This window comes from Pseudomonas sp. DR48 (assembly GCF_019823085.1).
Classification (GTDB): Bacteria; Pseudomonadota; Gammaproteobacteria; order Pseudomonadales; family Pseudomonadaceae; genus Aquipseudomonas.
In genome coordinates, this window is sequence record NZ_CP081946.1 from 5,364,636 (window position 1) to 5,389,299 (window position 24,664).

Below are 24,664 nucleotides of genomic sequence, written 5' to 3' on the forward strand. Positions count from 1 at the left end.
AGCCACCTTCGGGTGGCTTTTTCATTTTCCGCCCCCATAACGCTTGCAGCGCTTGCCCAACGGACGTCTGCGGGTATGCTGGTTGCCTGCCGAGGAGATTGAAAATGGCCTACGATTTTGACCTGTATGTGATTGGCGCCGGTTCCGGCGGTGTACGAGCTGCGCGTTTTGCCGCTGGTTTTGGTGCGAAAGTGGCTGTGGCCGAGAGCCGCTACCTGGGTGGCACCTGTGTAAACGTCGGCTGCGTGCCGAAGAAGTTGCTGGTCTACGGCGCGCACTTTGCCGAAGATTTCGAGCAGTCCTCAGGTTTTGGCTGGACGCCGGGCGAAGCGAAGTTCGATTGGGCAACGCTGATCGCCAACAAGGATCGCGAGATCAATCGCCTGAACGGGATTTACCGCAACCTGCTGGTCAATAGTGGCGTCACCTTGCATGAAGGCCATGCCCGGATCGTCGACCCGAACACGGTCGAGATCAATGGCGAGCGCTACACCGCCAAAAACATCCTCATTGCTACCGGTGGCTGGCCGCAGATTCCGGAGATTCCCGGGCACGAACATGCGATCAGTTCCAATCAAGCCTTCTTCCTCAAAGAGCTGCCCAAGCGTGTCGTGGTGGTCGGGGGAGGGTATATCGCGGTGGAATTTGCCGGGATTTTCCACGGGCTGGGCGCCGAGACCACGTTGTTGTACCGCGGTGAGCTGTTCCTGCGTGGATTCGACGGTTCGGTGCGCAAGCATTTGCAGGAAGAGCTGACCAAGCGGGGCATGAACCTGCAATTCAATTCCGATATCGAGCGTATCGATAAACAATCCGACGGCAGCCTGAAGGTGACGCTCAAGGATGGTCGCGAGCTGGAGGCTGACTGCGTGTTCTACGCTACCGGCCGACGTCCGATGCTGGATAACCTGGGGTTGGAGAACACGGGCGTCAAGCTCGACAAGAAAGGCTTCATCGAAGTCGACGAGCAGTATCAGACTGCAGATCCGTCGATCCTGGCCCTCGGCGATGTGATCGGTCGTGTGCAACTGACGCCGGTTGCCCTGGCTGAAGGCATGGCCGTGGCGCGTCGTTTGTTCAAGCCGGAGCAGTATCGTCCAGTGGATTACAAGATGATCCCGACGGCCGTGTTCAGTCTGCCGAACATCGGCACGGTGGGTCTGAGCGAGGAAGAGGCGCGGGAAGCCGGCCACGAAGTACAGATCTTCGAAAGCCGTTTCCGTCCAATGAAGCTGACCCTGACCGACTGCCAGGAGCGCACGCTGATGAAGCTGGTGGTGGATGCCAAGACCGATAAGGTCCTGGGCTGCCACATGGTCGGGCCGGATGCCGGCGAGATCATCCAGGGCCTGGCGATTGCCTTGAAGGCGGGTGCGACAAAGCGCGACTTCGACGAAACCATTGGTGTGCACCCAACGGCCGCCGAAGAGTTCGTCACCATGCGCACACCGGTTAACGCTTAATCTTTCTTTTGAGGCTCTGAAGCGTCTGGCGCTGTTGCAACGACAGCCGCCAGGCGCAGGCTTTCATCGAGACTCGCCTGGGTCTTGAGCAATTCGATTTCCAATCCTTTGTTTATCTGCGACTGCTCATCAACGTTCTGCTTCAGTGATTGGCTTTCCAGCAGGGCGGCGCGCAAGCGTTCCTGGAGGAGGGTGCGTTCGCTGTCGATGCGATTGACCTGCTCCAGCAGTTGATCCTGCCGACTGTTGGTTTGCTTGAGTTGATCCTGCAGCAGTCCCAGCTCCCGCAGCGTGCCACGGTTCTCGGTGAGCAGGCGCTCGTTGTCGCGATGCAGTTGGGTGATTTCGTCCTGGCGCACCATGGCGCTTTGCTGGGCCTGGCGTAACTCCATCTGAATCTGCTGCACCTGGCCTTCGTGGCGACTGTGCTCTTGCTCGCGCTGTTCCTTGACGGCGTTGCGGTAATGCTCAAGCGCCTCGCGCGCGTGCAGGTGCTTTTCTTCCAGTGAGCGGATCTGCTCATCCTTGTCTTTAAGGCGCAACTCGAAGTCCGCCAGCGCCTGATTCAAGCCGGCGTTGCGGGTTTGCTCGGTCTGCAGCAGGGCGCGGGTTTCTTGCAGCGACTCGGATTCCTGAGTCAGCGCCAGGCTTTGAATCTCGTATTGCTGATGCAATTCGGTGTTGGCCCGTTGCGCTTCAGTCAGCTGGATATCCAGCTCTTTACGCTGCTGATCGAACTGGGCGCGTGCCTCGTCGATGGGTTCTTGCGCCTTTTCCTTCAGCCGTTGTGCCAAGCGTGAAACGAGTCCTGCCAGCTCATCGTCGATGGGTTCCGAAGGTGTCTCGACGCGTTCGCTGCCGTCGTCCAGCTCCTTCAAATAACGGTGGATGGTGGTTTTTGAGCCGGTGTTTCCCATCTCGATCCGTACTGCGTCGATGCTGGGATTTTCACCGCGTGCAAGGATCGCCAAGCGTGCCGCTTGTACCACTGCTTTATTAACGCCGCCACGAGCCATGTGTTCTCCTACGATTTCGTACTGTGGTACGTAACACTAAAGTTGGCAGTGTACCATTCAATTGAAAAAGATTAAAAATGTAACTTGATCATACGGGATATACTGGTATTACCCCGTGTGATACACCATTTGTCCGTTTGACCCCGCCAAAGCGGTACGTTTTCGAGAATTGAGCCCCATGACCGAGCTGGATCGCTACCTGCAAGCCGCCACCCGCGACAACACCCGTCGCAGCTATCGGGCGGCTATCGAACACTTCGAAGTCAGTTGGGGTGGTTTTCTGCCGGCCACCAGCGATAACGTGGCGCGCTACCTCGTGGCTCATGCGGGCGTGCTGTCGATCAACACGTTGAAGCTACGTTTGTCGGCGCTGGCGCAGTGGCATAGCAGTCAGGGTTTTCCCGATCCCACCAAATCCCCGGTAGTGCGCAAAGTCTTCAAGGGCATCCGCGCGTTGCACCCGGCCCAGGAGAAACAGGCCGAGCCCTTGCAGCTTCAGCATCTGGAGCAAGTGGTCGCCTGGCTGGAGCAGGAGGCGCAAACCGCCAGGGCGCAAAACGATCGGCCAGGTTTGCTTCGCGCCAGACGCGACGCGGCGCTGATCCTGCTGGGCTTCTGGCGCGGCTTTCGCAGCGATGAGTTATGCCGAGTACACATCGAACACGTGCAGGCCAGTGCCGGTTCCGGCATCACCCTCTACCTGCCACGCAGCAAAGGCGATCGCGAGAACCTCGGCAAGACTTACCAGACCCCAGCGCTGCAGCGCCTCTGTCCAGTGAACGCCTATATCCAATGGATTACCGAAGCGGCGCTGGTGCGTGGCCCAGTGTTTCGCGGCATCGACCGCTGGGGGCACTTGAGCGAGGAGGGCTTGCACGCCAACAGCGTCATACCGTTACTGCGTCAGGCGCTGGAGCGCGCCGGCATCCCCGCTGAGCACTACACCAGCCATTCTTTGCGTCGCGGCTTTGCCAGTTGGGCGCACCAAAGCGGTTGGGATCTGAAATCGTTGATGAGTTACGTGGGCTGGAAGGATATGAAGTCGGCCATGCGCTATGTTGAAGCGAGCCCGTTTCTCGGGATGGCCAGACTCACTGAAAAGCCGTTGACGCCATAGATTCCGTTTTCTTCTATTAATACTGTCCGCTAATAGCGAAAACCAATCAGCAGCATGAGCTTTGCCAATGAGCCAGGCGATGATCGAGTGGGTAGGATTCACCCCATCAACTTCTTAACCAGCTTTTCAACCCTGACGGAGAGTCATCGATGCCTATCATCAACAGCCAAGTTAAACCGTTCAAAGCTAACGCCTACAAAAATGGCGACTTCGTACAAGTGTCGGACGCTGACCTGAAAGGCAAGTGGTCTGTCGTGTTCTTCTACCCAGCCGACTTCACCTTTGTTTGCCCGACCGAACTGGAAGACCTGGCTGACAACTACGACGCGTTCCAGAAACTGGGCGTCGAGATCTACAGCGTTTCCACCGACACCCACTTTGCCCACGCTGCCTGGCACAACACCTCGCCAGCCATCGGCAAAATCCAGTACACCATGATCGGCGACCCGACTCATGCCATCTCCCGCAACTTCGACGTGCTGATCGAAGACGCCGGTCTGGCTGACCGTGGCACCTTCGTGATCAACCCTGAAGGCCAGATCAAGATCGTTGAACTCAACGATGGCGGCGTTGGCCGTGACGCTTCCGAGCTGCTGCGCAAAATCAAGGCTGCCCAGTACGTCGCTGCTCACCCAGGCCAGGTTTGCCCTGCCAAGTGGAAAGAAGGCGAGGCCACTCTGGCTCCGTCCCTGGACCTGGTCGGCAAGATCTAAGTCTGTGGATCGCATCATCAGGGCGGGTTTCCGCACCTAAGTAAGCTGCAACCGCCCTATAAAACGCCCGGGCGAGATTCGCTCGGGCGTTTTTTTATGTCTCCGAAAAAGAAAGGAAATCGCCCGTATGTTGGACGCCAATCTAAAAGCCCAGTTGAAATCGTACCTGGAACGGGTCACCCAGCCGATCGAGATCGTTGCCTCCCTCGACGACGGTGCGAAATCCCAGGAAATGCTTGAACTGTTGAAAGACGTTGCCAGCCTTTCGACTCAAATTACCTTGCTCGACAACGGTGACGATGCACGTAAACCATCGTTCTCGATCAATCGCCCGGGTGCCGATATCAGCCTGCGTTTCGCCGGCATCCCTATGGGCCACGAATTCACCTCGTTGGTGCTGGCCTTGCTGCAAGTCGGCGGCCACCCCTCGAAAGCCAGCGCTGAAGTGATCGAACAGATCCGCTCGCTCAAAGGCGAGTTCAGCTTCGAGACTTACTTCTCGCTGTCCTGCCAGAACTGCCCGGACGTAGTCCAGGCGTTGAACCTGATGGCAGTGCTGAACCCGAACATCCGCCACGTCGCCATCGACGGCGCGCTGTTCCAGGCTGAAGTCGATGATCGTCAGATCATGGCCGTGCCTAGCATTTACCTCAACGGCGTGAACTTCGGTCAGGGCCGCATGGGCCTGGAGGAAATCCTCGCCAAGATCGACACCAGCGGCATCGAACGCCAGGCCGAGAAGATCAGCGCCAAGGAAGCCTTTGACGTGCTGGTCGTGGGCGGTGGTCCAGCAGGTGCGTCGGCTGCGATCTACGCGGCTCGCAAAGGCATTCGCACCGGTGTGGCGGCGGAGCGTTTTGGTGGGCAGGTACTCGACACCATGGCCATCGAGAACTTCATCTCCGTGCAGGAAACCGAGGGGCCGAAACTGGCCGTGGCCCTGGAAGAACACGTCAAGCAATACGACGTCGACATCATGAACCTGCAACGCGCCGACAAGTTGTTGCCTGGCAAGAACGGCGAGCTGCACGAAGTCCACTTCGCCAGTGGCGCGACCCTGAAAGCCAAGACCGTGATTCTGGCGACCGGTGCGCGCTGGCGTGAAATGAACGTGCCGGGCGAGCAGCAATACCGCAACAAGGGCGTGGCGTACTGCCCGCACTGTGACGGTCCGCTGTTCAAAGGCAAGCGTGTGGCGGTGATTGGCGGCGGTAACTCCGGCGTCGAAGCGGCCATCGACCTCGCCGGTATCGTGTCGCATGTGACCCTGCTGGAGTTCGACGTTCAGTTACGCGCCGACGCCGTCTTGCAGCGCAAGTTGCACAGCCTGTCGAACGTCACCGTGATCACCAGTGCGCAAACCACTGAAGTGTTGGGCGACGGTCAGAAGGTCAACGGCCTGCGCTACAAGGATCGTCAGTCGGACGAGTTGCGCAACGTCGAACTGGAAGGGATCTTCGTGCAAATCGGTTTGCTGCCCAACACCGATTGGCTAAAAGGCACCATCGAGTTGTCGCCTCGCGGCGAGATCATTGTCGACGCTCGCGGTGAAACGTCGATGCCCGGTGTGTTCGCTGCGGGTGACGTCACCACCGTGCCGTACAAGCAGATCGTGATTGCGGTAGGCGAGGGCGCCAAAGCCTCCCTGAGCGCATTCGATCACCTGATCCGCACCTCGGCTCCGGCGTAAAAGCCGACGCTGAAAACACAAAACCCCATGAGCGATCATGGGGTTTTTTTGTACTGACTGATCGTTCCCACGCTCTGCGTGGGAATGCAGCCCGGGGACGCTCCGCGTCCCAAAAAGCGTGACGCAGAGCGTCACAGGAGGCGTTACCACGCAGAGCGTGGGAACGATCAGTGGAGATCAGTGGCGGCGAGCTTTTTTACAGCGGCGCTGGCTGAATAATCTCGACCCAGTACGCATCCGGGTCTTTGATAAAGGCCAGGCTCTTCATGCGTCCGTCATTCAGGCGTTTCTGGAAATCGCAACCCAGTGCTTCGAAGCGCTCGCAAGCTGCACGAATGTCCGGCACGGAGATACAGATATGGCCGAAACCGCGCGGGTCGGTGTTGCCGTTGTGATAGGCGAAATCCGCGTCATTCTCGGTGCCGTGGTTGTGGGTCAGCTCCAGAATGCCAGGGATCGATTTCATCCATTCAGTGCGCGCCGCCGCGTCTGCCGGAATCTGGTTTTTATCGACCAGTGCCAGGAAGTACAGGCTGAATTCGGCTTCCGGGAAATCGCGTTTTTCCACCAGAGAGAAACCCAGCACGCGGGTGTAGAAGTCCAGGGACTTGGTGATGTCCTTGACGCGCAGCATGGTGTGGTTGAAGACGAACTGCTGAGTGGCGGTGTCAGGTTGGGCAGTCACGCCTGGGAGTGTGTTCAATTCGTGCAGGCTCATGGGCCCTCCGGAAAATAAGTGGGGCTAAAGAATGGCGACAATGATACGCAAGGGCTGTGACATCACCAAACCCAAACAGTCTGCTATTGCCTGACGGGTGGACGAGGCTCAGACTTTACGGTTCATTTTGTGAGTGTTCATTGCGATGATCCGATTCTGTCAATCGACCTGCGCCCTGTTTTGCCTGCTGTCAGTGGTTACCAGCGCTCAGGCAGAGGCGCCTGTAGTGAGCTGGCCAACCGGCTGGGAGGTTGAGGCCGTCGCGCATGACGAGGCCAACACTACGGTGTCACGCCAACGCGCGGTAAAAAATGACCAGGGTGGCACCCCGGTGTTGGTGATGGAGTTGACCATGACTCAGGTCGAGCGCGGTCATCAGGTCAATCTGCAAGGCGTATTGCTGGAAATGCGCAAATCAGTGCAGAAAGACTTCTTTCAAGGTGGCTATCAAAGTGTCTGCAACAAAATTCATCCGGCAACCTTGAGCCGGCTGTCGGCGTTGGAGACTACCTGCACGATTACCCAGAACGGTCGACATGTGCTGTCGCAAACTTTGGTTGCCGCGCTGGATGCCGATAAGGCCTATGTTCTTTCCTATGCGGGGCAGGCGGACGCTTATAAGGCAAGTCAGGATGAAATAGAGGCGACTCGTAACAGCTTGAAACTTTAGTTACAGGTGTTGCGAGACTGCAGATTTTGGAGTGAGCCGAAATTTTTAGATACCCAAAGGGATTAAGCAAAAAGTTGGTGGCCAAGTAGCGAGTTAAGCCATTCTAGTCGCTGCTTTTAGAGGCTATCCATAAAAAAAGCCCTGCACTTGGCAGGGCTTTGTGTCGGCGCGAGTGTTTAGCCGCGCAGCCAGGAATCAACGGTAGCGGCACCGTATTGTTCCTTCCAGGCTTTCAGGCCGCGGTGATTACCACCCTTGGTTTCAATCAGCTCGCCGGTATGCGGATTGTGATAAACCTTGACCACGCGAGCGCGGCGGGTTTTAGGCGTTTTTGCCTGTTGTAGACCGGTTTTTGACGGGTTCGGATCGAGAATGGCGATGATGTCCCGCAGGTTTTTGCCGTAGGTTTTCATCAGCCCCTGGAGCTTTTCTTCGAATTCGATTTCTTTCTTGAGCCCGGCATCATTCTTCAGCGATTCCAGCTGCTTGAGCTGTTCTTGAAGGGCCTTTTCGGCGGCGCGGAATTCAGCGAGTCTGGACAATATCTTTACTCCAATAGTGTGTTTGGCTGATACCAACCGCAAACAAAGCTATAAGCCAAGAGCCTTGAAGCGACTCGGTGATAAGTGGCTCACCTGCCAATGTTGAGCAGGCATGAAAAATTGTAGTAGTTAAATGCCCAAGAGTAAATCCTGTCTTTTTCTTCATGTAACAACACTATTCTTTTGATTCAATTTGGTGCGTCGAGTCGTGGCCTCAGCGCGTCACCACGCTAGTTAACGGTGGCTTAATGCATTAATGAATTGCGCGGCGGGCATCGGCCGGTCGAACAGATAACCTTGTAAGAAGTTCACACCATGAGCCGTCAGATAATCACTTTGCTCCTCGGTTTCCACGCCCTCGGCGACGATCCCCAGGTCAAGCTTGGCCGAGAGCTCGATAATGCTGTCCAAAATGTGCCGTGACAGTGCATCAGCACCAATCATCGCGACAAAACTTTGATCGATTTTCAGGAAATCGACATTGAACTGGCGCAGATACCCGAGACTTGAGTGACCGGTGCCAAAGTCATCGATCGCAATCAACACGCCCAAGGCCTGGAGCTGCTCGAACAACTGGAGCGTGATGGGCATCGGTTCGATCAGTTCCCTCTCGGTCAACTCCAGCACCAGGCTGACCGCGCCTGGCGCAAAAGCACCGAGAAATTCCCGGCAGTCGTCAACCAGCTCCAGATCCTTGCAATGACTGGCGGTGATGTTGATGCCGATGTGGAATGGTGCGCCGAGCGATCCAGCGACTGGCGCCAGCAACGCCGCGGTCTGTCGCATCAACGAGCGGGTCATCGGCACGATCAATCCCGAATGCTCGGCAAACGGGATGAACAGGTCCGGGCGCACCAGGCCTTCCTTGGGATGATGCCAGCGCATCAAGACTTCGGCGCCAGACCATTTCTTAGTATCGCCATGCACCACCGGCTGAAAATAGGGAACGAACTCCTGCGCTTCCAGAGCGCGCTGCATTTCGTGGCTGGGGGATGATGAGCGCTTTTGCAGAAAATGCCCGATTGAACCGAACACCACGCCGAAGAAGATCAGCAAACTGAACAGCGGCGGATATTCGCTTTTCATGTAACGCCAGGTTTCTCCAGCGGGGAAGCCGGCGGCGACGGTGAATGCATAACGCGAAGATGTCAGTTTGCTTTCGGCCACTGGCAAGGCGGGCAGGGCCGCTTCGTGGACTTTGCCGTCGGCGGATAACCAGTCGGGGCCGACTTGCAGCAACAGCTGTGTCTTGCGACCAATCAAACGCAAGACATTGCTCAAGTGATAACCGTCCAGGGTCGTCAGCGCGCCCCGGTTACCGTCGTTGAGCCGATAGACCAATAACGCGGTGTCGGGCGTGACCTGGTTGCCGTTCATCAGCCACAACTTGCCTTGGGTGTAGTCGCCCGGATTAACCTTTTCCTGATAATCACCGAACAACGAACTGCAATAGATAGTGTCGTCCCACACCAGGTTGGTCGAGCGCACGAACGGACGGCGCGTGACCTGCTCGCGCAAGGCCAGCTTGACGTCATTGCACGGTTGGCCAGCCAGCGGCAGCAAGACCTGCGCCGCCTGGGCCGTGTTGTCGAGCATCAGGTCGAATTGGCGAATGGCTTCTTCGGCCGTCACCCCGGAACTATGCTTGAGCGCACGTTCCGCCTGCATGGACAGGATGGCGAAGCCCAACCCCATCGGGAGCAGCGCGCTCAGCAGGGTGACAGCAGCGATACGTTTGCTGCGTTTGCGGCGGGTTATGACGTTCAGGGGCATTTGCGAAGCCTGTGACGGTGAAGTGTGGCTCTCAAATGCTGGCAGGACGACGACACGCCTCCCAAAAGAGTTCTGGTAACGGCCATGATAGATGGCCGTCGGCGGTTATGCCGCTCAACGGTAGTTCAGGCCTGAAGCCAGTTTGATAAACGCCAATGTGGCGGGCGACGACTGGCGCTGGTCGAGCACCGCCAGCCCGACCCGGCGAGTGACAGCGGGCGACAACGGTTTTTTCACGTAGCGGTCGTTGCTGTTGTCGGGCAATGAACCTTCGGCGACCACGGTCAAGGCATCGCCACGGCTCACCGTGTCCAGTGTGCTGAGCAACTGCGAGCAGCGATAACGGATATTCGGAGTGAGTCGGGCCGCACTGAACAAGCGTGAGACCAGCTCCGAAGACCCGGCTTCGGTCAGCACGAACGGGTCATGACACAAGTCGCTCAAGCTCAGGCCGTCGCGGCCGGCCAACGGGTGATCATGGGGCAGCAACGCGACCAATTGATCCTCGATCAACATAAAGGTGTCGAAACGGTCTTCGGGCAACACCACGAAACCGACATCGATTCGCCGCTCTTCGAGCCATTGAATCACCTGGCGGTCTGGACCTTCGTCAATGTGCACTTCGATGCCTGGGTGGGCACTGCGATAGTGCTGCAGGATCGTCGGTAACAGTTTGATCGATGAGGTCGGGCCAAATGAACCGATGCGCAAGGTGCCGCTTTTCATGCCACGGGCATCGGCGGCTTCCTGACGCAAGGTGTTGGCCAGGCCGAGCATCGCCCGGGCGCGCAATAAAAGCTGTTGGCCGATGTCGCTCAATTCGACCTGGGACTGGTGACGTCTGAATAACTCGACGCCCAATTCCTGTTCCAGCGACTTCAAGGCATGGGAGACCGCCGATTGGGAAATCCCCACGCGATTGGCCGCCGCCGTGAAACCGCGCAGTTCGGCGACGAGCGAGAAAATCTCGAGTTGGGTCAGGGTCATGAGTTTTTACTCATTTTACGATGATCGTGCATTAGGCGAATGATACGTCATCTGCCCGATCAAGGTTCCACGCCCAATGAATACCTGCGCACAAACGATGTCTTCGGACGTGCCGGTTTACCTGAAGCTCGCTGCCGTCACGATGATCTGGGGCGGGACCTTTGTCGCCGGACGGTTTCTCGCCGACAGCCTTTCCCCGCTATTCGCGGCCAGCCTGAGATTCCTGCTGGCCAGCATGGCAATGCTGGTGTTTTTACTGCTGGCCCGCGTGCCGTTGGCCAAACCGAGCCTCAAGCAGTGGCTGCAATTGGCATTGCTGGGGTTTTTCGGGATCTTCTTCTACAACCTGTGCTTCTTTTATGGACTGCATTACATCAACGCTTCAAGGGCGTCATTGATCGTCGCGCTGAACCCGGCGGTGATCGCACTCGCATCATGGCTGGTGTTCAAGGAACGCTTGAACCGAGTCAAAGTCGCCGGCATTGCGATCTGTATTGCCGGGGCGAGCCTGGTGATCGTTAGCCGAAACCCGCAGTTATTGGCCGGTAATGCCGATGCCTGGATCGGTGATTTGCTGATTTTCGGCTGCGTGCTTGGCTGGGGCGTTTATTCGCTGTGCTCCAAAGAGCTGAACCAGTCGCTGGGGCCGGTGCAGACCGTGACGTATTCGATTCTGCTGGGCACGGCGATGCTGTGGGTGACCAGTGCCGTGCGCGGAGAGCTGAGTCTCGACGTGCTGCTGAACCTCGGCCCGCAACAATGGTTGAGCCTGATGTACCTGGGCGTTTTGGGTTCGGCGCTGGCCTACATCGGCTATTACGACGGCATCCGCCAAATCGGCGCGACGCGTTCGGGGGTGTTCATCGCCTTGAACCCGCTGACGGCGGTCATCCTCGGTGCGCTGCTGTTGGACGAGCAACTGACGCTGGCGATGTGCCTGGGAGGAGGGCTGATCCTGGCGGGGATTTTCCTGTGCAACAAACCCCTTGCGCGAGTGAGGAAAAAGGGGATTTGATACAGAAGGCGGACAAACCTGATTACGCTGTGTAGAATCTGGTTACGCATACAATAATAAATCGTCTTCTGGCAGCAGAAGCCTCGCCCGCAAGAGCCTTGGGTCGACAATGAAGAGTTTTGGGTTTCAATTGATCTACGGTGACTTCCTCGCGCGCAGTGTGCGGGGCATCTCCTGCGCGCCACCCGCCGGCTTCAGCATTCTTAGCGACTAACGTTCCGTTAATTCTAAAAAATGATGAGGCGCCAAAATGGCAGATTTATACGAAAACCCAATGGGCCTGATGGGCTTTGAATTCATCGAGTTCGCATCGCCGACCCCGAACACCCTGGAGCCGATCTTCGAGATCATGGGCTTCACCAAGGTCGCGACCCACCGCTCCAAAAATGTGCACCTGTATCGCCAGGGCCAGATCAACCTGATCCTCAACAACGAACCCCACAGCGTCGCTTCCTACTTCGCGGCTGAGCACGGCCCGTCCGTATGCGGCATGGCGTTCCGGGTCAAGGATTCGCAGCTGGCCTACAAGCGCGCACTGGAACTCGGCGCCCAGCCGATTCACATCGAAACCGGCCCGATGGAGCTGAACTTGCCAGCGATCAAAGGCATCGGCGGCGCGCCGCTGTACCTGATCGACCGTTTCGGTGAAGGCAGCTCGATCTATGACATCGACTTCGTGTTCATCGAAGGCGTGGACCGCAACCCGGTCGGCGCCGGTCTGAAAATCATCGACCACCTGACTCACAACGTGTATCGCGGTCGCATGGCTTACTGGGCCAACTTCTACGAGAAACTGTTCAACTTCCGCGAAATCCGTTACTTCGACATCAAGGGCGAGTACACCGGCCTGACGTCCAAGGCGATGACCGCGCCGGACGGCATGATCCGCATCCCGCTGAACGAAGAGTCGTCCAAGGGCGCGGGGCAGATCGAAGAGTTCCTGATGCAGTTCAACGGTGAGGGCATCCAGCACGTCGCCTTCCTTAGCGATGACTTGATCAAGACCTGGGATCATCTGAAAAGCATCGGCATGCGCTTCATGACCGCGCCGCCGGAAACGTATTACGAGATGCTCGAAGGCCGCTTGCCAAACCATGGTGAGCCGGTTGATCAGCTGCAATCGCGCGGGATTCTGCTGGACGGTTCGTCCGAGTCGGGCGACAAGCGCCTGCTGCTGCAGATCTTCTCGGAGACCCTGATGGGCCCGGTGTTCTTCGAATTCATCCAGCGTAAAGGCGACGATGGTTTCGGCGAAGGCAACTTCAAGGCGCTGTTCGAATCGATCGAACGTGATCAGGTACGTCGTGGCGTGCTCGCTACCGAGTAAGCCGCTGCACCGCTAAACCTGTGGGAGCGGGCTTGCTCGCGAATGCAATTGTTCATTCAACATCTGAGTTGACTGATACGACGCCTTCGCGAGCAAGCCCGCTCCCACATTTGGTTTTGTGTGGGGCTTAAGGCCTGCGCTGGCGCATCAAATGCTTGAACCCTTCAAACATCAACACCACCACGGCCAACCAGATCGGAATATAGGTCAGCCATTCTCCGGGCTTGATGCTTTCCCCCAGCAGCAACGCCACGCCCAGCAGCAATACCGGTTCGACATAGCTCAACAGCCCGAAGAGGCTGAACGGCAGCAAGCGGCTGGCAATGATGTACACCACCAGCGCCGACGCGCTGATCACGCCGAGTATCGGGATCAGCAGCGACAGCCACGGGTGTTGGTCAAATACACCAAAACCCTGCTCACCACTCTGCACGAACCAGAACGCCACCGGCAGCATCAACGCCATGTCCAGCCATAGACCGCCGAGGTTGTCCGCGGCCAGGCGCTTGCGCACGATGAAATACAGGGGATAACCGATGCACACCAGCAAGGTGGCCCAGGAGAATCCACCGACCTGATACACCTCGTTGATCACCCCGAGGCAGGCCAGCACCACCGCGATCTTTTGCAAATAGGAGAGGCGATCGCCATAGGCGATCCGCCCGGTCAGCACCATGGTCAGCGGCAACAGGAAATAACCCAGCGACACATCCAGGCTGTAGCCGTTGAGCGGCGCCCACATGAACAACCAGAGCTGCACACCGAGCAGGGCCGCCGAGACGATCAGGCCGGCCATTAGTTTTGGCGTGCCGGCAATGCGCCGAAAAATGTCGATCACGCGCTTCCATTCCCCGGACACCACCATGAACACGGTCATGCAGGGTACGGTCAGCAGCATGCGCCAGCCGAAAATTTCCACGCCGCTCAGGGGAGTGAGCAACGATGTGTAGTAATACATGACGGCAAACAGCACAGAGGCCGACACCGATAAAGCGATACCTTTAGACAAACTGCCCTCGCGAAGTTGAACGTGAAACGGGGCGCAGAGGATACGTGTTTTTTGTGCTGAATATTGGCCGGGTGATCGATATTTCCAACATCACAGTCAATGTGAGACCGCTATCGCGAGCAGGCTCACTCCCACATTAGCTTTGCGTCGAACACACCATCTGTGTCCTGCACAAAGCCCCCTGTGGGAGCGGGCTTGCTCGCGAAAGCGGTTTTACATTCAACATTAATGGTGGCTGGCACACCGTCTTCGCGGGCAAGCCCGCTCCCACATTAGCTTTGCGTCGAACACAAAACCTGTGTCCCACACAATTCCCCCTGTGGGAGCGAGCCTGCTCGCGATAAATCTCACGTCGTACGCGGTTTGCGCCCCGACACAAAATGGCTCACATCATTGAACCCCGGCGTCGAGGAATGCCCTGGCACCACCAGCGAATCAATGAACGCCTCGTCCTCGGCCGTGATCCTCACCGCCAGCGCTTTCGTGTAGGCATCCCATTGTTCTTCAGTTCGCGGCCCCACGATGGCCGAGGTGACGGCGCTGTTGTTCAACACCCAGGCAATGGCGAATTCAACAATGCCCACGCCACGCTCCTGCGTGTAGCGCTGAATCTGCTGGGCAATGCGCAGCGACTCGACCCGCCATTCGGTTTCCAGAATGCGCTTGTCGGCGCGGCCGGCACGGCTGTTGGAATCGGGTTTCACGTCCGGCGCATATTTGCCGCTGAGCACGCCGCGCGCCAGCGGGCTGTAAGGCACCACGCCAAGGCCATAATTTTGCGCGGCGGTGATCTGCTCGGTTTCCACCTGACGGTTGACGATGTTGTACAGCGGCTGGCTGATCACCGGCCGGTCGACGCCCAGTTGATCCGCCACACGAATCACCTCGGCGATGCGCCAGCCACGGTAGTTCGACAAGCCCCAATAACGAATCTTGCCCTGACGAATCAAATCGCCAATCGCCGACACCGTCACTTCCAGCGGCGTGTTGTGGTCTTCACGGTGCAGGTAATAGATGTCGAGATAGTCAGTGCCCAGGCGCGTCAGGCTGGCGTCGAGGCCATTGAAAATATGCTTGCGGCTCAAACCGCTGCGGTTCGGCACGCCGTCCACCGGGCCAAAACCGACCTTGGTTGCCAGCACCCATTCGTGGCGGTTGCCGGCGATCGCTTCGCCGACGATCTCTTCGGAACGGCCGTTGGTGTAAACGTCCGCGGTGTCGATGAAATTGACGCCCTGGTCCCAGGCCTTGTCGATGATCCGCAGGGAATCTTCGGTGCTGGTCTGTTCGCCGAACATCATGGTGCCCAAGGTCAGGGTCGACACCTGTAAACCCGAATGACCCAGCGTGCGATAACTCATGACGAAATCCTTTTACCGGTGGGAGAAAGCCTCAATCAAATACCAGAACGGCCGTGTGGAGCAAACTGAATTATCGACGAAGGGCCTGACAGCGCTCTTGCAAGAACGCTTGCAGCACCTTGACCCGTTCCGACACTTGAACCCGATGCGGGCACAACAGATTGAAAGGCACGCGTTCCCCTTGCCAGTCATCGAACAACGTCAGCAATCGCCCGGCCTGAACATCTGCAGCGACATCGAGCCAAGCCTTATAAACGATGCCATGTCCGGCCAGCGCCCAACGACGGGCGACTTCACCGTCGTCGGTGAGGTAATCGCCCCGCACCTGAACCTCGAGCACTTCATCACCACGGCTGAAACACCAACTGTTATAGGGCCGGCCATTGCGCAGGTAGAGCAGGGCGCTGTGCTCGCCGAGATCGGCGGGTGTTTGCGGCGTACCGCAACGGTTTAGATAGTCGGGACTGGCGCAGGCCACGCGACGATGCTCGGGAAGAATCGGCAGCGCCACCAGCGTCGAGTCGCCGGGTACGCCGAAGCGCAATGCAACGTCGACGGTTTCGCGAAACAGGTCTGAATGGCGGTCGTTGAGCAGCAACTGAAGCTGAATATTGGGGTGCTGGCGTTTGAAATCATCCAGCCACGGCAGCAACACATTGCGCCCGAAATCCGACGGCGCGGCCAGTTGCAAGGTGCCGCTCAACCCCTGGGTCTGATGCCTGAGCGCCTGTTCACCTTCCGCCAGCGCGGCCAGCGCCACCCGCACACTGTCCAGATAACTCTGGCCTTCCTCGGTCAGGCGCATGCTGCGCGTGGAGCGTGCAAACAGACGGATGCCGAGGCGGGTTTCCAGACGTTTAAGGGCGATGCTGGCAGCGGCAGGCGTGAGTGACAGGTCGCGGGCGGCAGCGGAAATGTTCCCGGAGTCGGCGGTGCGCACGAAGATCTCCAGGTCGAGGATCGAGCTCATTGGTAAAAATCCTTTAAAGATCCGTCTTTTTTACCGGGGATTTTTACTGATTAGCAAGCAAAGACGAGTAATAAACAGCAATGTTTAACTGACACCTTCAGACACTCTCTCAGACTACACATCCTTGCGCCGTTACCTACGACTGCGCCAGAATCCGCCGGCTTGTGCGCCTTGGGCCTGGGTCTTATCGTTTCCCCCGTCGCTGAAGAACAGCGATGGGGTTTGGTAGCCCGGGTTTCTAGTCGCAAAGCACTGCCTTTTGCCGAGATTTTTCGTCTCGTCTTTATGGTGGTCATGCGCAGGGCATCTTCGGATGCGCCGTTTTCCTAGAGCCCGGTCTACCAACCTGCGTATGGCCACCACCCCTCGTTTGGTAGCGAGAGTGGTGGCTCCTTTTATAAGCGCTTTAGGAGTTTCATCCATGATCAAACCAACACCCAACCCACCAGCCCCCGACGACGTTTCCCCCTACGAATCCGCCGATTCCAAAAAATTCAACGAAGCCGCCGACCGTGCCCTCGACCATTACCTCAATCCCGCCAAGGCACTGGCCGCAAGAAAACCCAGCACGATGTTTCTCATCGCGCCCGATATCGATTCGGAAAGCCTGTTGGCTCACGCCTGTGAGTCCATGGCCTCGGCGAGTGTGATGGCGAGTGATTTTGCCGGGGAGTTGCAAGGGCCGCAGCGCCACAAGATGCTGGCGCTGCAGCAGATCATCATGCTGGGCGAACTGGCGGTGAACCGGGCGCTGGATAACGTCGATCCGCTAAACGCCTGACTAGATCGTTCCCACGTCGAGGCGTCGAACCGTCCGCGTGGGAACGCCTCTAGGGACGCTCCGCGTTCCAGCTCTCGATAGGGACGCGGAGCGTCCCGGGATGCATTCCCACGCGGAGCGTGGGAACGATTATTAGTACGATCATTACACCCGCAGCGTCCGGGTCATGCGCAGCGCCAACAAGCTGCCACACACAATCACACCCGCCAGCAGATACAACGCCGCATCAGTCGAACCGGTGCTGTCCTTGACCCAACCCACCAGATACGGGCTCAGGAAACCCGCCATCTGCCCCATGGAGTTGATCAACGCCAAACCACCAGCGGCCGCACCCGCGCTCAGCAGCGCCGTCGGCACCGGCCAGAACATCGGCAAGCCGGTCAGGGCGCCCATGGTGGCGATGGTCAGGCCGAGAATCGCGATGGCCGGCGTGGTCGCGAAGTTCACGGCGATCAACAGACCCACCGCGCCCATCAGCATCGGCACCACCAAATGCCAGCGACGTTCTTTGCGCAGGTCTGCCGAGCGACCGACCAACAACATGAACACCGCCGCCAGCAGGTACGGAATTGCACTCAACCAGCCAATCACCAGGTTGTCGCTGAAACCGAGGTTCTTGATGATCGACGGCAGCCAGAAGTTGATCGCGTAGACGCCGCTCTGGATGCAGAAGTAGATCAAGCCAAAGGCCCAGATCGCCGGGTTCTTGAAGACGGCCAGCAGCGAGTCGGTGGTGGTTTTTGGTTTGTTGGCCAGGTCTTCGGCGTGGTCGGCTTCCAGCACCGAACGCTCGAACGGCGTGAGCCATTTGGCGTTGGCGTAGCTGTCGCTGAGCAGGAAGTAGGCGAGGGCACCGAGGATCACCGTCGGGATGCCTTGCAACAGGAACATCCACTGCCAGCCGGCCAAACCGGCCTGGCCTGCGCCGAAGTGGTTGAGGATCCAGCCGGAGAACGGGCTACCGAGCAGGCCGGACACCGGGATCGCCGACATGAACAGCGCCATGATGCGGCCACGGCGGAAGGTCGGGAACCACTGCGAGAGGTAAAGCACCACGCCCGGGAAGAACCCGGCTTCAGCCGCGCCGGTGAACAGGCGCAAGGTGTAGAACTCGGTCGGGGTGGTGACGAACAGCAGGCAGGTCGACAGCGAGCCCCAGACCATCATCATCAGCGCGATCCAGCGTCGTGGGCCGAATTTGGTCAGTGCCAGGTTGCTCGGCACGCCGCACAGCACGTAGCCGATGAAGAAGATCCCGGCGCCGAGGCCGTACACGGTTTCGCTGAATTTCAGCGCGTCGAGCATCTGCAGTTTGGCGAATCCAACGTTAACCCGGTCGAGGTAGTTGAACAGGTAGCAGATGAAAATGAAGGGGATCAAACGCAGGGTAATGCGTTTGTAGACGGCGTTTTTTTCGTCAACGATGGCCTGGGTAGCGGCGGCGCTCTGTGACATGGCGGGCTCTCTCATTATTATGATTTTTTGTGATGCAACGGGTAAGTTGATCGCCCAGAGAGTCTCGGCCACCCTGATGGTTGTTGTCTTTGTGCCTGAGCACAGGGTTTATCAGCAAGCCCTGTGCGGCTGAACAACCGTCCTACCAGCGTTTTCAAGGATCCCATTATGTTCGAACTCGATCACGACCTGGCCCAGGACATCGTCGACCGGGCGATGGCCATTCTGCCGTACAACGTCAACGTCATGGACAGTCAGGGGTTGATTCTCGGTAGCGGCGAACCGGAGCGTATCAACACTCGTCATGAAGGCGCGCAACTGGTGCTGGCCAATGGGCGAGTGGTGGAAATCGACGCGCAAACGGCGATTCATCTCAAAGGCGTGCAACCGGGGATCAACCTGCCGCTGTTGCTCGATCAGCGCTTGATCGGCGTGCTGGGCATCACCGGCGAACCCGAGCAACTGCGCACGTACGCCGAGCTTGTGCGCATGACCGCCGAGATGTTGGTCGGCCAGCGCAATCAGCAGGCCGAGCAGCAATGGCGGCGTCAGCGTTGCGATGATTTGCTGGCGCTGCTGTTGAGCGAGGCGGGGGATTCGCCGCGCTTGCTGGACGAGGCGCAGCAATTGGGGCTCAAGCCGCAATTGACGCGGGTGCCTTATCTGTTCGAGTTGGGCATGGAACACGGGCCGGGACAGACCGTCGAGGCGCTCAGCGCCTGGCTGACTTCGCGTTACCCGGACAGTTGGTGCGTGAGTTCGGCCAAGTCTTCGTTGCTGTGGTGCCGCCCGGCGACCCAGACGATCGAGAACGATCGACTGCTGGAAAAACTCGATGGCCTGGGCTGGAACATTTTGCGCATTGCGGTGGGCGGGCAGGCGGATGGGCTGTCGGGGTTGCGCCGTTGCTATCGGCGCGTTGGCGACTTGTTGGCCTATGGTCGCGACGTGTTGCCGCATTCGCGCTTGCTCACGCTCAACCGTTATCGGCTGCCGGTGATGCTGTGGCGTCACCGCAATGATGATGCGCTGGATGAACTGCTCAAACCGCTGCGCCAGGTCATCGCCAAGGACGGTAACGGTCAGTTGCTGACGACCTTGCGCAGTTGGTGTGAACACGATGGGCAGAGCCAGGCATGTGCCGATGCGCTGGGGATTCATCGCAACAGTCTGCGTTACCGGATGGAGCGGATCGCCGAGCTGAGCGGGGTTGATCCATTGCGCCTCGATGGCATGCTCGCGCTTTACCTGGGCGTGCAGCTCTTGCCACAAACCGACGCAAATCCTATGTAGGAGCTGTCGAGTGAAACGAGGCTGCGATCTTTTGACTTTGATCTTTTAAAAACAAGATCAAAAGATCGCAGCCTCGTTTCACTCGACAGCTCCTACAAGGGGATGTGGGGATTCTTGTTTTGTGGAAATGAACAATAATCGTCATGCCCGCTTGTGCAGCGGACTGGCGTTATTGTTCGAGGCTGCTGGCAGCATGGAGCGCATTGGAACTGGAGAATTCGCATGAAAATCGTCATCGCCCCCGATTCGTTCAAGGACAGCCTCAGTGCCCAGGGTGTGGCCGACGCCATTGCGCTCGGGCTGGCTGAGGTCTGGCCCGATGCGCAACTGATCAAGTGCCCGATGGCCGATGGCGGCGAAGGCACGGTCGAGTCGATTCTGGCGGCGTGCGAAGGTCAATTGCGCCGCACCACGGTGCGTGGCCCGCTCGGTGTGGCCGTCGATGCCGCGTGGGGCTGGTTGCCTCAGAGCCACACCGCGATCATCGAAATGGCCGAAGCCAGCGGCCTGCAATTGGTCGCGCCGGGCAAACGTGATGCTTGCACCAGCAGCACGTTCGGCACCGGTGAACTGATTCGCGCCGCACTCGACGCCGGGGCACAACGGGTGATCCTGGCGATTGGCGGCAGCGCCACCAACGACGGCGGTGCCGGGGCGATGCAGGCATTGGGCGTGAAGTTGCTGGACGCTCAAGGGCAGACGCTGGCGCCGGGTGGTTTGGCGCTGGCGCAGCTGGCCCACATCGACCTGAGTGAAATCGATCCGCGATTGACCAAGGTGCGATTCGACATTGCGGCCGACGTCAACAATCCCCTGTGCGGCCCCCACGGCGCTTCAGCGATTTTCGGTCCGCAAAAAGGGGCATCGCCCGAACAGGTGCAGCAACTGGATGCAGCCCTTGGACACTTCGCCCGGTTGTGCGCCCAGGCGTTGGGCAAAGACGTCAAGGACGAACCGGGCAGCGGCGCGGCAGGGGGGTTGGGCTTCGCGGCCAAGGCGTTTCTGAATGCGCAATTCAAGGCCGGCGTGGAAGTCGTCGCCGAACTGGTCGGGCTGGCCGAAGCCGTAAAGGGCGCCGACTTGGTGATCACCGGCGAAGGGCGATTCGATGCCCAGACGCTGCGCGGCAAGACTCCGTTCGGGGTGGCGCGTATTGCCCGGGAGCAGGGCGTGCCGGTGATTGTCATCGCCGGAACCTTGGGCGAGGGTTACCAGGACCTGTACGAACATGGCATCGATGCCGCGTTTGCCTTGGCCAGTGGGCCGATGACGCTGGAGCAGGCGTGTGCCGAGGCGCCACGCTTGTTGCGCGATCGTGCCAGCGATATCGCGCGGGTCTGGCGAATGGCGACGCGCCAGGCCTGACGAATATCTGTCGGGCAAGTGCAATTCCTGTGGGAGCGGGCTTGCCCGCGAAGAGGGCGCGTCAGTGACATCAACGGTGCCTGACACACCGCTTTCGCGGGCAAGCCCGCTCCCACAGGTTTTGCAATTTGACTATTAAGTGTTTCACGGACGAAACACGTGAAACGTCTGGAAATATTTTTCTCCAACCCCCTGCAAAAAACCTCATCCCCGGCCGATAACCCTGATAGGCGCGCAAAAACCAATTACAACAGCGCCGCCAAACTGAAAACGCTTGCCACCACGCGTCCTTCAGTAATCACGGCATGGATGCTCGAAGCCTCAATCACCGAGTATCTTGCTATGTCACTGCGTAACCTGAATATCGCGCCTCGAGCTTTCCTGGGTTTTGCCTTCATTGCCTTGCTCGTCATCGGGCTGGGTGTGTTTGCCGTGAGCCGCATGTCGATCATTCGCCAGGCGTCCGTCGACATGGAAAGCACACAGCTGCCCAGCGTCGGCTATCTCGGCAACCTGACCGAAAACGTTCTGCGCCTGCGCATTCTTTCCTTCCGGGTGTTGGTCAACCGTGACGCGAGCGCGTTGCAGGAAGCGCAAACCCGTATCGGTGCACTGATCGACAAGGTGCGTACCGCGCAATCCAGTTATGCCGCCTTGCCCGCCACCCCTGAAGAAGCCGCGCTGTACAAGACCTTCTCGACGACGCTGGACAACTACATGCAAGCCCAGAGTCAGATGCTGGAGCTGTCGCGCCAGGACAAGCTCGATGAGCTGCGTGCGCTGATCAATACACGGATCAAGGACGGCACCGATCAGATGGGCGAGCAGCTGAACAAACTGATCGCCCTGAACAACAGCGACGCCAAAGCGGCTTCCGTCGTCGCGGGCGAGCATTACAGCAGCGCGATTACCGGCATCGTCGTGGTAGCGGTGATTGCTGCGCTGCTCACCGTGTTGCTCGCCTGGCTGCTGACCCGCAGCATCGTCACGCCGCTGAACCGCGCGTTGCAGGTGGCCCAGACCATTGCCGGTGGCAACCTGACCACCGCCATCGAAATCGATGGCAAAGACGAATCGGCCCGTTTGCTTGGCGCCTTGTCCGAGATGCAGGCCAACCTGCGCAAAACCATTGAACAGATCGCCGGTTCCGCGACCCAATTGGGCGCCGCCGCCGAAGAACTCAGCACCGTGACCCAGGAAGCGTCACGGGGCATGCAGCAACAGAACAACGAAATCGAACAAGCGGCCACGGCGGTCAACGAAATGACCGCCGCCGTGGAAGAAGTAGCACGCAATGCGGTGTCGACGTCCGAAGCCTCGAACCAGTCGACCCAGGCTGCACGCGAAGGCCGTGACCGCGTGGTGGAAACCGTCAACGCCATCCAGACCATGACCCACGACGTGCAAAACACCTCGTTGATGATCGAAGGCCTGGCCACTCAGGGCCGCGACATCGGCAAAGTGCTGGACGTGATCCGCGCCATCGCCGAACAGACCAACCTGCTGGCACTCAACGCCGCCATCGAAGCCGCCCGTGCCGGTGAAGCCGGGCGCGGTTTTGCCGTGGTGGCGGACGAAGTCCGGGCGCTGGCCCATCGCACCGCGCAGTCGACCCAGGAAATCGAAAAAATGGTCGCCGGTATTCAGAACGGTACAGGTGAAGCGGTCTCGTCGATGGCGCAAAGCAATCAGCGCACCCAAAGCACCCTGGAAATGGCCCGCGCCGCCGGTGTCGCGCTGGAGCAGATCACCCAGTCGATCCACTTGATCAACGAGCGCAACCTGGTGATCGCCAGCGCCTCGGAAGAACAGGCCCAGGTGTCCCGCGAAGTCGACCGCAACCTGGTGAACATCCGCGACCTCGCCACCCAGTCCGCCGCCGGCGCCAACCAGACCAGCGCCGCCACCCATGAACTGTCGCGGCTTGCGGTGAATTTGAATGCGATGGTGGCGCGTTTTGTGATTTGAGGTAGGGTTGAGGCTTGGAGTCCGCGCGCTACAGGAGAATGACATGCGCTATTCAGCCTTGACCCAACGAATCGCCGGCGACGGAGCGGCAGCCTGGCAGATTCATGACCGAGCGCTGGAAATGCGCGAACAAGGAATCGATGTATTGCTGCTGTCGATCGGCGACCCGGATTTCGACACGCCGCCACCCATTGTCCAGGCGGCCATCGACAGCCTGCACGCCGGCCACACCCACTACCCGGAGGTGCGTGGCAGTCGTGGACTGCGCAGCAGCATCGCCCGGCGCCATCGTCAGCGCAGTGGCCAGGCGGTGGACGCCGATCATGTGATCGTGTTTCCGGGCGCCCAGTGCGCCGTGTATTCGGTTGCGCAATGCCTGCTCGATCCGGGTGATGAAGTGATCGTTGCCGAACCGATGTACGTGACCTATGAAGGTGTGTTCGGCGCCTGCGGGGCCAAGGTGGTGCCGGTGGCGGTGCGTCCGCAGAACGGCTTTCGGGTCGACCCGGCGGATATCGCGGCACTGATCACGCCGAAAACCCGCGTCATCCTGCTCAACAGTCCAAACAATCCATCTGGCGCCAGCTTGCCGCTCGAGACGTGGCGCGTGCTGGCCGCGTTGTGCGTGCGCCATGATCTGTGGCTGATCAGCGATGAGGTCTACAGCGATCTGTTGTTCGAGGGCGAGCACACCAGCCCCGCCAGTTTGCCGGGCATGGCCGAGCGCACCGCGACCATTAATAGCCTGTCCAAATCCCATGCCATGAGCGGCTGGCGGGTGGGGTGGTCGATTGGTCCTAAAACCTTGGCCGAGCATCTGGTGAATTTGTCGTTGTGCATGCTGTTCGGCATCCCGGATTTTATTCAGAACGCGGCGCAGCTGGCGTTGGATGAAGACTTGCCGGAGGTGGCGCAGATGCGCGAGGAATACCGTCAGCGTCGCGACTTGGTGTGTTCGATGTTGGACGGCAGTGCCGGGATTCGTGCGATCAAACCTGATGGCGGAATGTTTGTGATGGTCGACGTGCGCCCGACCGGGCTGTGCGCCCAGCGATTTGCCGAGCGACTGCTGGAGGGGTACGGCGTGTCGGTGTTGGCCGGCGAGGCGTTCGGACCGAGTGCGGCGGGGCATATTCGCATCGGGTTGGTGGTGGATCAAATGAAGCTGGCGGATGCGTGCCAGCGGATTGCATCGTGCGCAGAGCAACTGCTGGAGGCGCGGCGAGCCTGACGATTGTGCGTTGGCCATGCCGGCCTCATCGCGAGCAGGCTCGCTCCCACAGGGGATTTGTGGACGCCACAGACTCCTGTGGGAGTGAGCCTGCTCGCGATGGCTGCCTGACAGCCTTTTATCATCTAAAGGCTGCCCTGGTTGTCATTCACTAATCCCTGTGGGAGCGGGCTTGCCCGCGATGGCTGACTGACAGACGC

General features: G+C 58.8%; 22 protein-coding genes. 12 read left to right on the plus strand and 10 right to left on the minus strand.

What is annotated here, in order from left to right; all coding sequences use genetic code 11:
- Window positions 1-104: 104 nt before the first annotated feature.
- Window positions 105-1,463, plus strand: a complete 1,359-nt coding sequence (gene gorA, locus K5K95_RS24345) for a glutathione-disulfide reductase (protein WP_222586472.1) — start codon at window positions 105-107, stop codon at window positions 1,461-1,463.
- On the opposite strand, the gene K5K95_RS24350 is transcribed toward gorA, so the two are convergent.
- Window positions 1,460-2,479 carry a DNA-binding protein gene (locus tag K5K95_RS24350; protein WP_222586473.1) on the minus strand — a complete coding sequence of 340 codons (1,020 nt, stop codon included), beginning with the start codon at window positions 2,477-2,479 and terminating at the stop codon, window positions 1,460-1,462. The two genes, gorA and K5K95_RS24350, sit on opposite strands and share 4 nt — an antisense overlap.
- 178 nt (window positions 2,480-2,657) lie before the next feature.
- Between K5K95_RS24350 and K5K95_RS24355 the strand changes: the two genes are divergently transcribed.
- The 3 genes from K5K95_RS24355 (at window position 2,658) to ahpF (ending at window position 5,999) form a co-directional block, all read left to right on the plus strand.
- The gene (locus K5K95_RS24355) at window positions 2,658-3,596 is read left to right on the plus strand and encodes a site-specific integrase (RefSeq protein ID WP_222586474.1); all 939 of its coding nucleotides are present in this window, start codon (window positions 2,658-2,660) and stop codon (window positions 3,594-3,596) included.
- Window positions 3,597-3,745: 149 nt separating this feature from the next.
- On the plus strand, window positions 3,746-4,309 hold the full coding sequence (gene ahpC, locus K5K95_RS24360) for an alkyl hydroperoxide reductase subunit C (RefSeq protein ID WP_222586475.1): 564 nt from the start codon (window positions 3,746-3,748) through the stop codon (window positions 4,307-4,309).
- Between the two features lie 127 nt (window positions 4,310-4,436).
- On the plus strand, window positions 4,437-5,999 hold the full coding sequence (gene ahpF / locus K5K95_RS24365; protein WP_222586476.1) for an alkyl hydroperoxide reductase subunit F: 1,563 nt from the start codon (window positions 4,437-4,439) through the stop codon (window positions 5,997-5,999).
- 196 nt (window positions 6,000-6,195) lie between these two features.
- On the opposite strand, the gene gloA is transcribed toward ahpF, so the two are convergent.
- Window positions 6,196-6,717 carry a lactoylglutathione lyase gene (gene gloA, locus K5K95_RS24370; protein WP_090183543.1) on the minus strand — a complete coding sequence of 174 codons (522 nt, stop codon included), beginning with the start codon at window positions 6,715-6,717 and terminating at the stop codon, window positions 6,196-6,198.
- 145 nt (window positions 6,718-6,862) lie between these two features.
- Here gloA and K5K95_RS24375 point away from each other — a divergent pair, with 145 nt between their 5' ends.
- A complete protein-coding gene (locus K5K95_RS24375) occupies window positions 6,863-7,387 on the plus strand; it encodes a DUF4946 domain-containing protein (protein WP_222590412.1) in 525 nt (174 codons plus the stop codon).
- A gap of 176 nt (window positions 7,388-7,563) precedes the next feature.
- Here the strand turns inward: K5K95_RS24375 and K5K95_RS24380 are convergent, their stop codons facing one another.
- The 4 genes from K5K95_RS24380 to K5K95_RS24395 form a co-directional block, all read right to left on the minus strand.
- Window positions 7,564-7,929, minus strand: coding sequence for a histone-like nucleoid-structuring protein, MvaT/MvaU family (locus K5K95_RS24380; protein ID WP_222586477.1), 366 nt, complete (start codon window positions 7,927-7,929; stop codon window positions 7,564-7,566).
- Entirely contained in the window at window positions 7,913-8,095 is a 183-nt protein-coding gene (locus K5K95_RS24385; RefSeq protein WP_208668044.1) for a hypothetical protein, read from the minus strand. The genes K5K95_RS24380 and K5K95_RS24385 overlap by 17 nt, the downstream gene beginning before the upstream one ends.
- Window positions 8,096-8,163: 68 nt before the next feature.
- The gene (locus tag K5K95_RS24390) at window positions 8,164-9,702 is read right to left on the minus strand and encodes an EAL domain-containing protein (protein ID WP_222586478.1); all 1,539 of its coding nucleotides are present in this window, start codon (window positions 9,700-9,702) and stop codon (window positions 8,164-8,166) included.
- Between the two features lie 114 nt (window positions 9,703-9,816).
- Entirely contained in the window at window positions 9,817-10,689 is an 873-nt protein-coding gene (locus tag K5K95_RS24395; RefSeq protein ID WP_222586479.1) for a LysR family transcriptional regulator, read from the minus strand.
- Between the two features lie 76 nt (window positions 10,690-10,765).
- Between K5K95_RS24395 and K5K95_RS24400 the strand changes: the two genes are divergently transcribed.
- Both K5K95_RS24400 and hppD read left to right on the plus strand, forming a co-directional pair.
- Window positions 10,766-11,704 carry a DMT family transporter gene (locus tag K5K95_RS24400; protein ID WP_222586480.1) on the plus strand — a complete coding sequence of 313 codons (939 nt, stop codon included), beginning with the start codon at window positions 10,766-10,768 and terminating at the stop codon, window positions 11,702-11,704.
- Between the two features lie 250 nt (window positions 11,705-11,954).
- Complete coding sequence (gene hppD, locus K5K95_RS24405) at window positions 11,955-13,031, plus strand: 4-hydroxyphenylpyruvate dioxygenase (protein ID WP_208668048.1); 1,077 nt, start codon at window positions 11,955-11,957, stop codon at window positions 13,029-13,031.
- A 127-nt stretch (window positions 13,032-13,158) separates the two neighbouring features.
- Here the strand turns inward: hppD and rarD are convergent, their stop codons facing one another.
- From rarD to K5K95_RS24420, 3 genes are all read right to left on the minus strand, one after another.
- Window positions 13,159-14,040 carry an EamA family transporter RarD gene (rarD, locus tag K5K95_RS24410; protein WP_222586481.1) on the minus strand — a complete coding sequence of 294 codons (882 nt, stop codon included), beginning with the start codon at window positions 14,038-14,040 and terminating at the stop codon, window positions 13,159-13,161.
- A 347-nt stretch (window positions 14,041-14,387) separates the two neighbouring features.
- Window positions 14,388-15,401: an aldo/keto reductase gene (locus K5K95_RS24415; protein ID WP_222586482.1), complete on the minus strand. Its 1,014-nt coding sequence runs from the start codon at window positions 15,399-15,401 to the stop codon at window positions 14,388-14,390.
- 70 nt (window positions 15,402-15,471) lie between these two features.
- Window positions 15,472-16,371, minus strand: a complete 900-nt coding sequence (locus K5K95_RS24420; RefSeq protein WP_222586483.1) for a LysR family transcriptional regulator — start codon at window positions 16,369-16,371, stop codon at window positions 15,472-15,474.
- A gap of 421 nt (window positions 16,372-16,792) precedes the next feature.
- Here K5K95_RS24420 and K5K95_RS24425 point away from each other — a divergent pair, with 421 nt between their 5' ends.
- A complete protein-coding gene (locus tag K5K95_RS24425) occupies window positions 16,793-17,152 on the plus strand; it encodes a DUF6124 family protein (RefSeq protein WP_222586484.1) in 360 nt (119 codons plus the stop codon).
- Between the two features lie 144 nt (window positions 17,153-17,296).
- Here the strand turns inward: K5K95_RS24425 and K5K95_RS24430 are convergent, their stop codons facing one another.
- A complete protein-coding gene (locus K5K95_RS24430) occupies window positions 17,297-18,607 on the minus strand; it encodes an MFS transporter (RefSeq protein WP_222586485.1) in 1,311 nt (436 codons plus the stop codon).
- A 168-nt stretch (window positions 18,608-18,775) separates the two neighbouring features.
- Here K5K95_RS24430 and K5K95_RS24435 point away from each other — a divergent pair, with 168 nt between their 5' ends.
- The 4 genes from K5K95_RS24435 to K5K95_RS24450 all read left to right on the plus strand — a co-directional run bounded on the left by K5K95_RS24435 (window position 18,776) and on the right by K5K95_RS24450 (window position 24,464).
- The gene (locus tag K5K95_RS24435) at window positions 18,776-19,900 is read left to right on the plus strand and encodes a sugar diacid recognition domain-containing protein (protein ID WP_222586486.1); all 1,125 of its coding nucleotides are present in this window, start codon (window positions 18,776-18,778) and stop codon (window positions 19,898-19,900) included.
- A 222-nt stretch (window positions 19,901-20,122) separates the two neighbouring features.
- A complete protein-coding gene (locus K5K95_RS24440; protein WP_222586487.1) occupies window positions 20,123-21,265 on the plus strand; it encodes a glycerate kinase in 1,143 nt (380 codons plus the stop codon).
- A gap of 342 nt (window positions 21,266-21,607) precedes the next feature.
- Window positions 21,608-23,233: a methyl-accepting chemotaxis protein gene (locus tag K5K95_RS24445; protein WP_222586488.1), complete on the plus strand. Its 1,626-nt coding sequence runs from the start codon at window positions 21,608-21,610 to the stop codon at window positions 23,231-23,233.
- Between the two features lie 43 nt (window positions 23,234-23,276).
- Window positions 23,277-24,464 (plus strand): pyridoxal phosphate-dependent aminotransferase, encoded by a 1,188-nt coding sequence (locus K5K95_RS24450; RefSeq protein WP_222586489.1) that lies wholly within the window; start codon window positions 23,277-23,279, stop codon window positions 24,462-24,464.
- The last annotated feature ends 200 nt before the right edge of the window (window positions 24,465-24,664 follow it).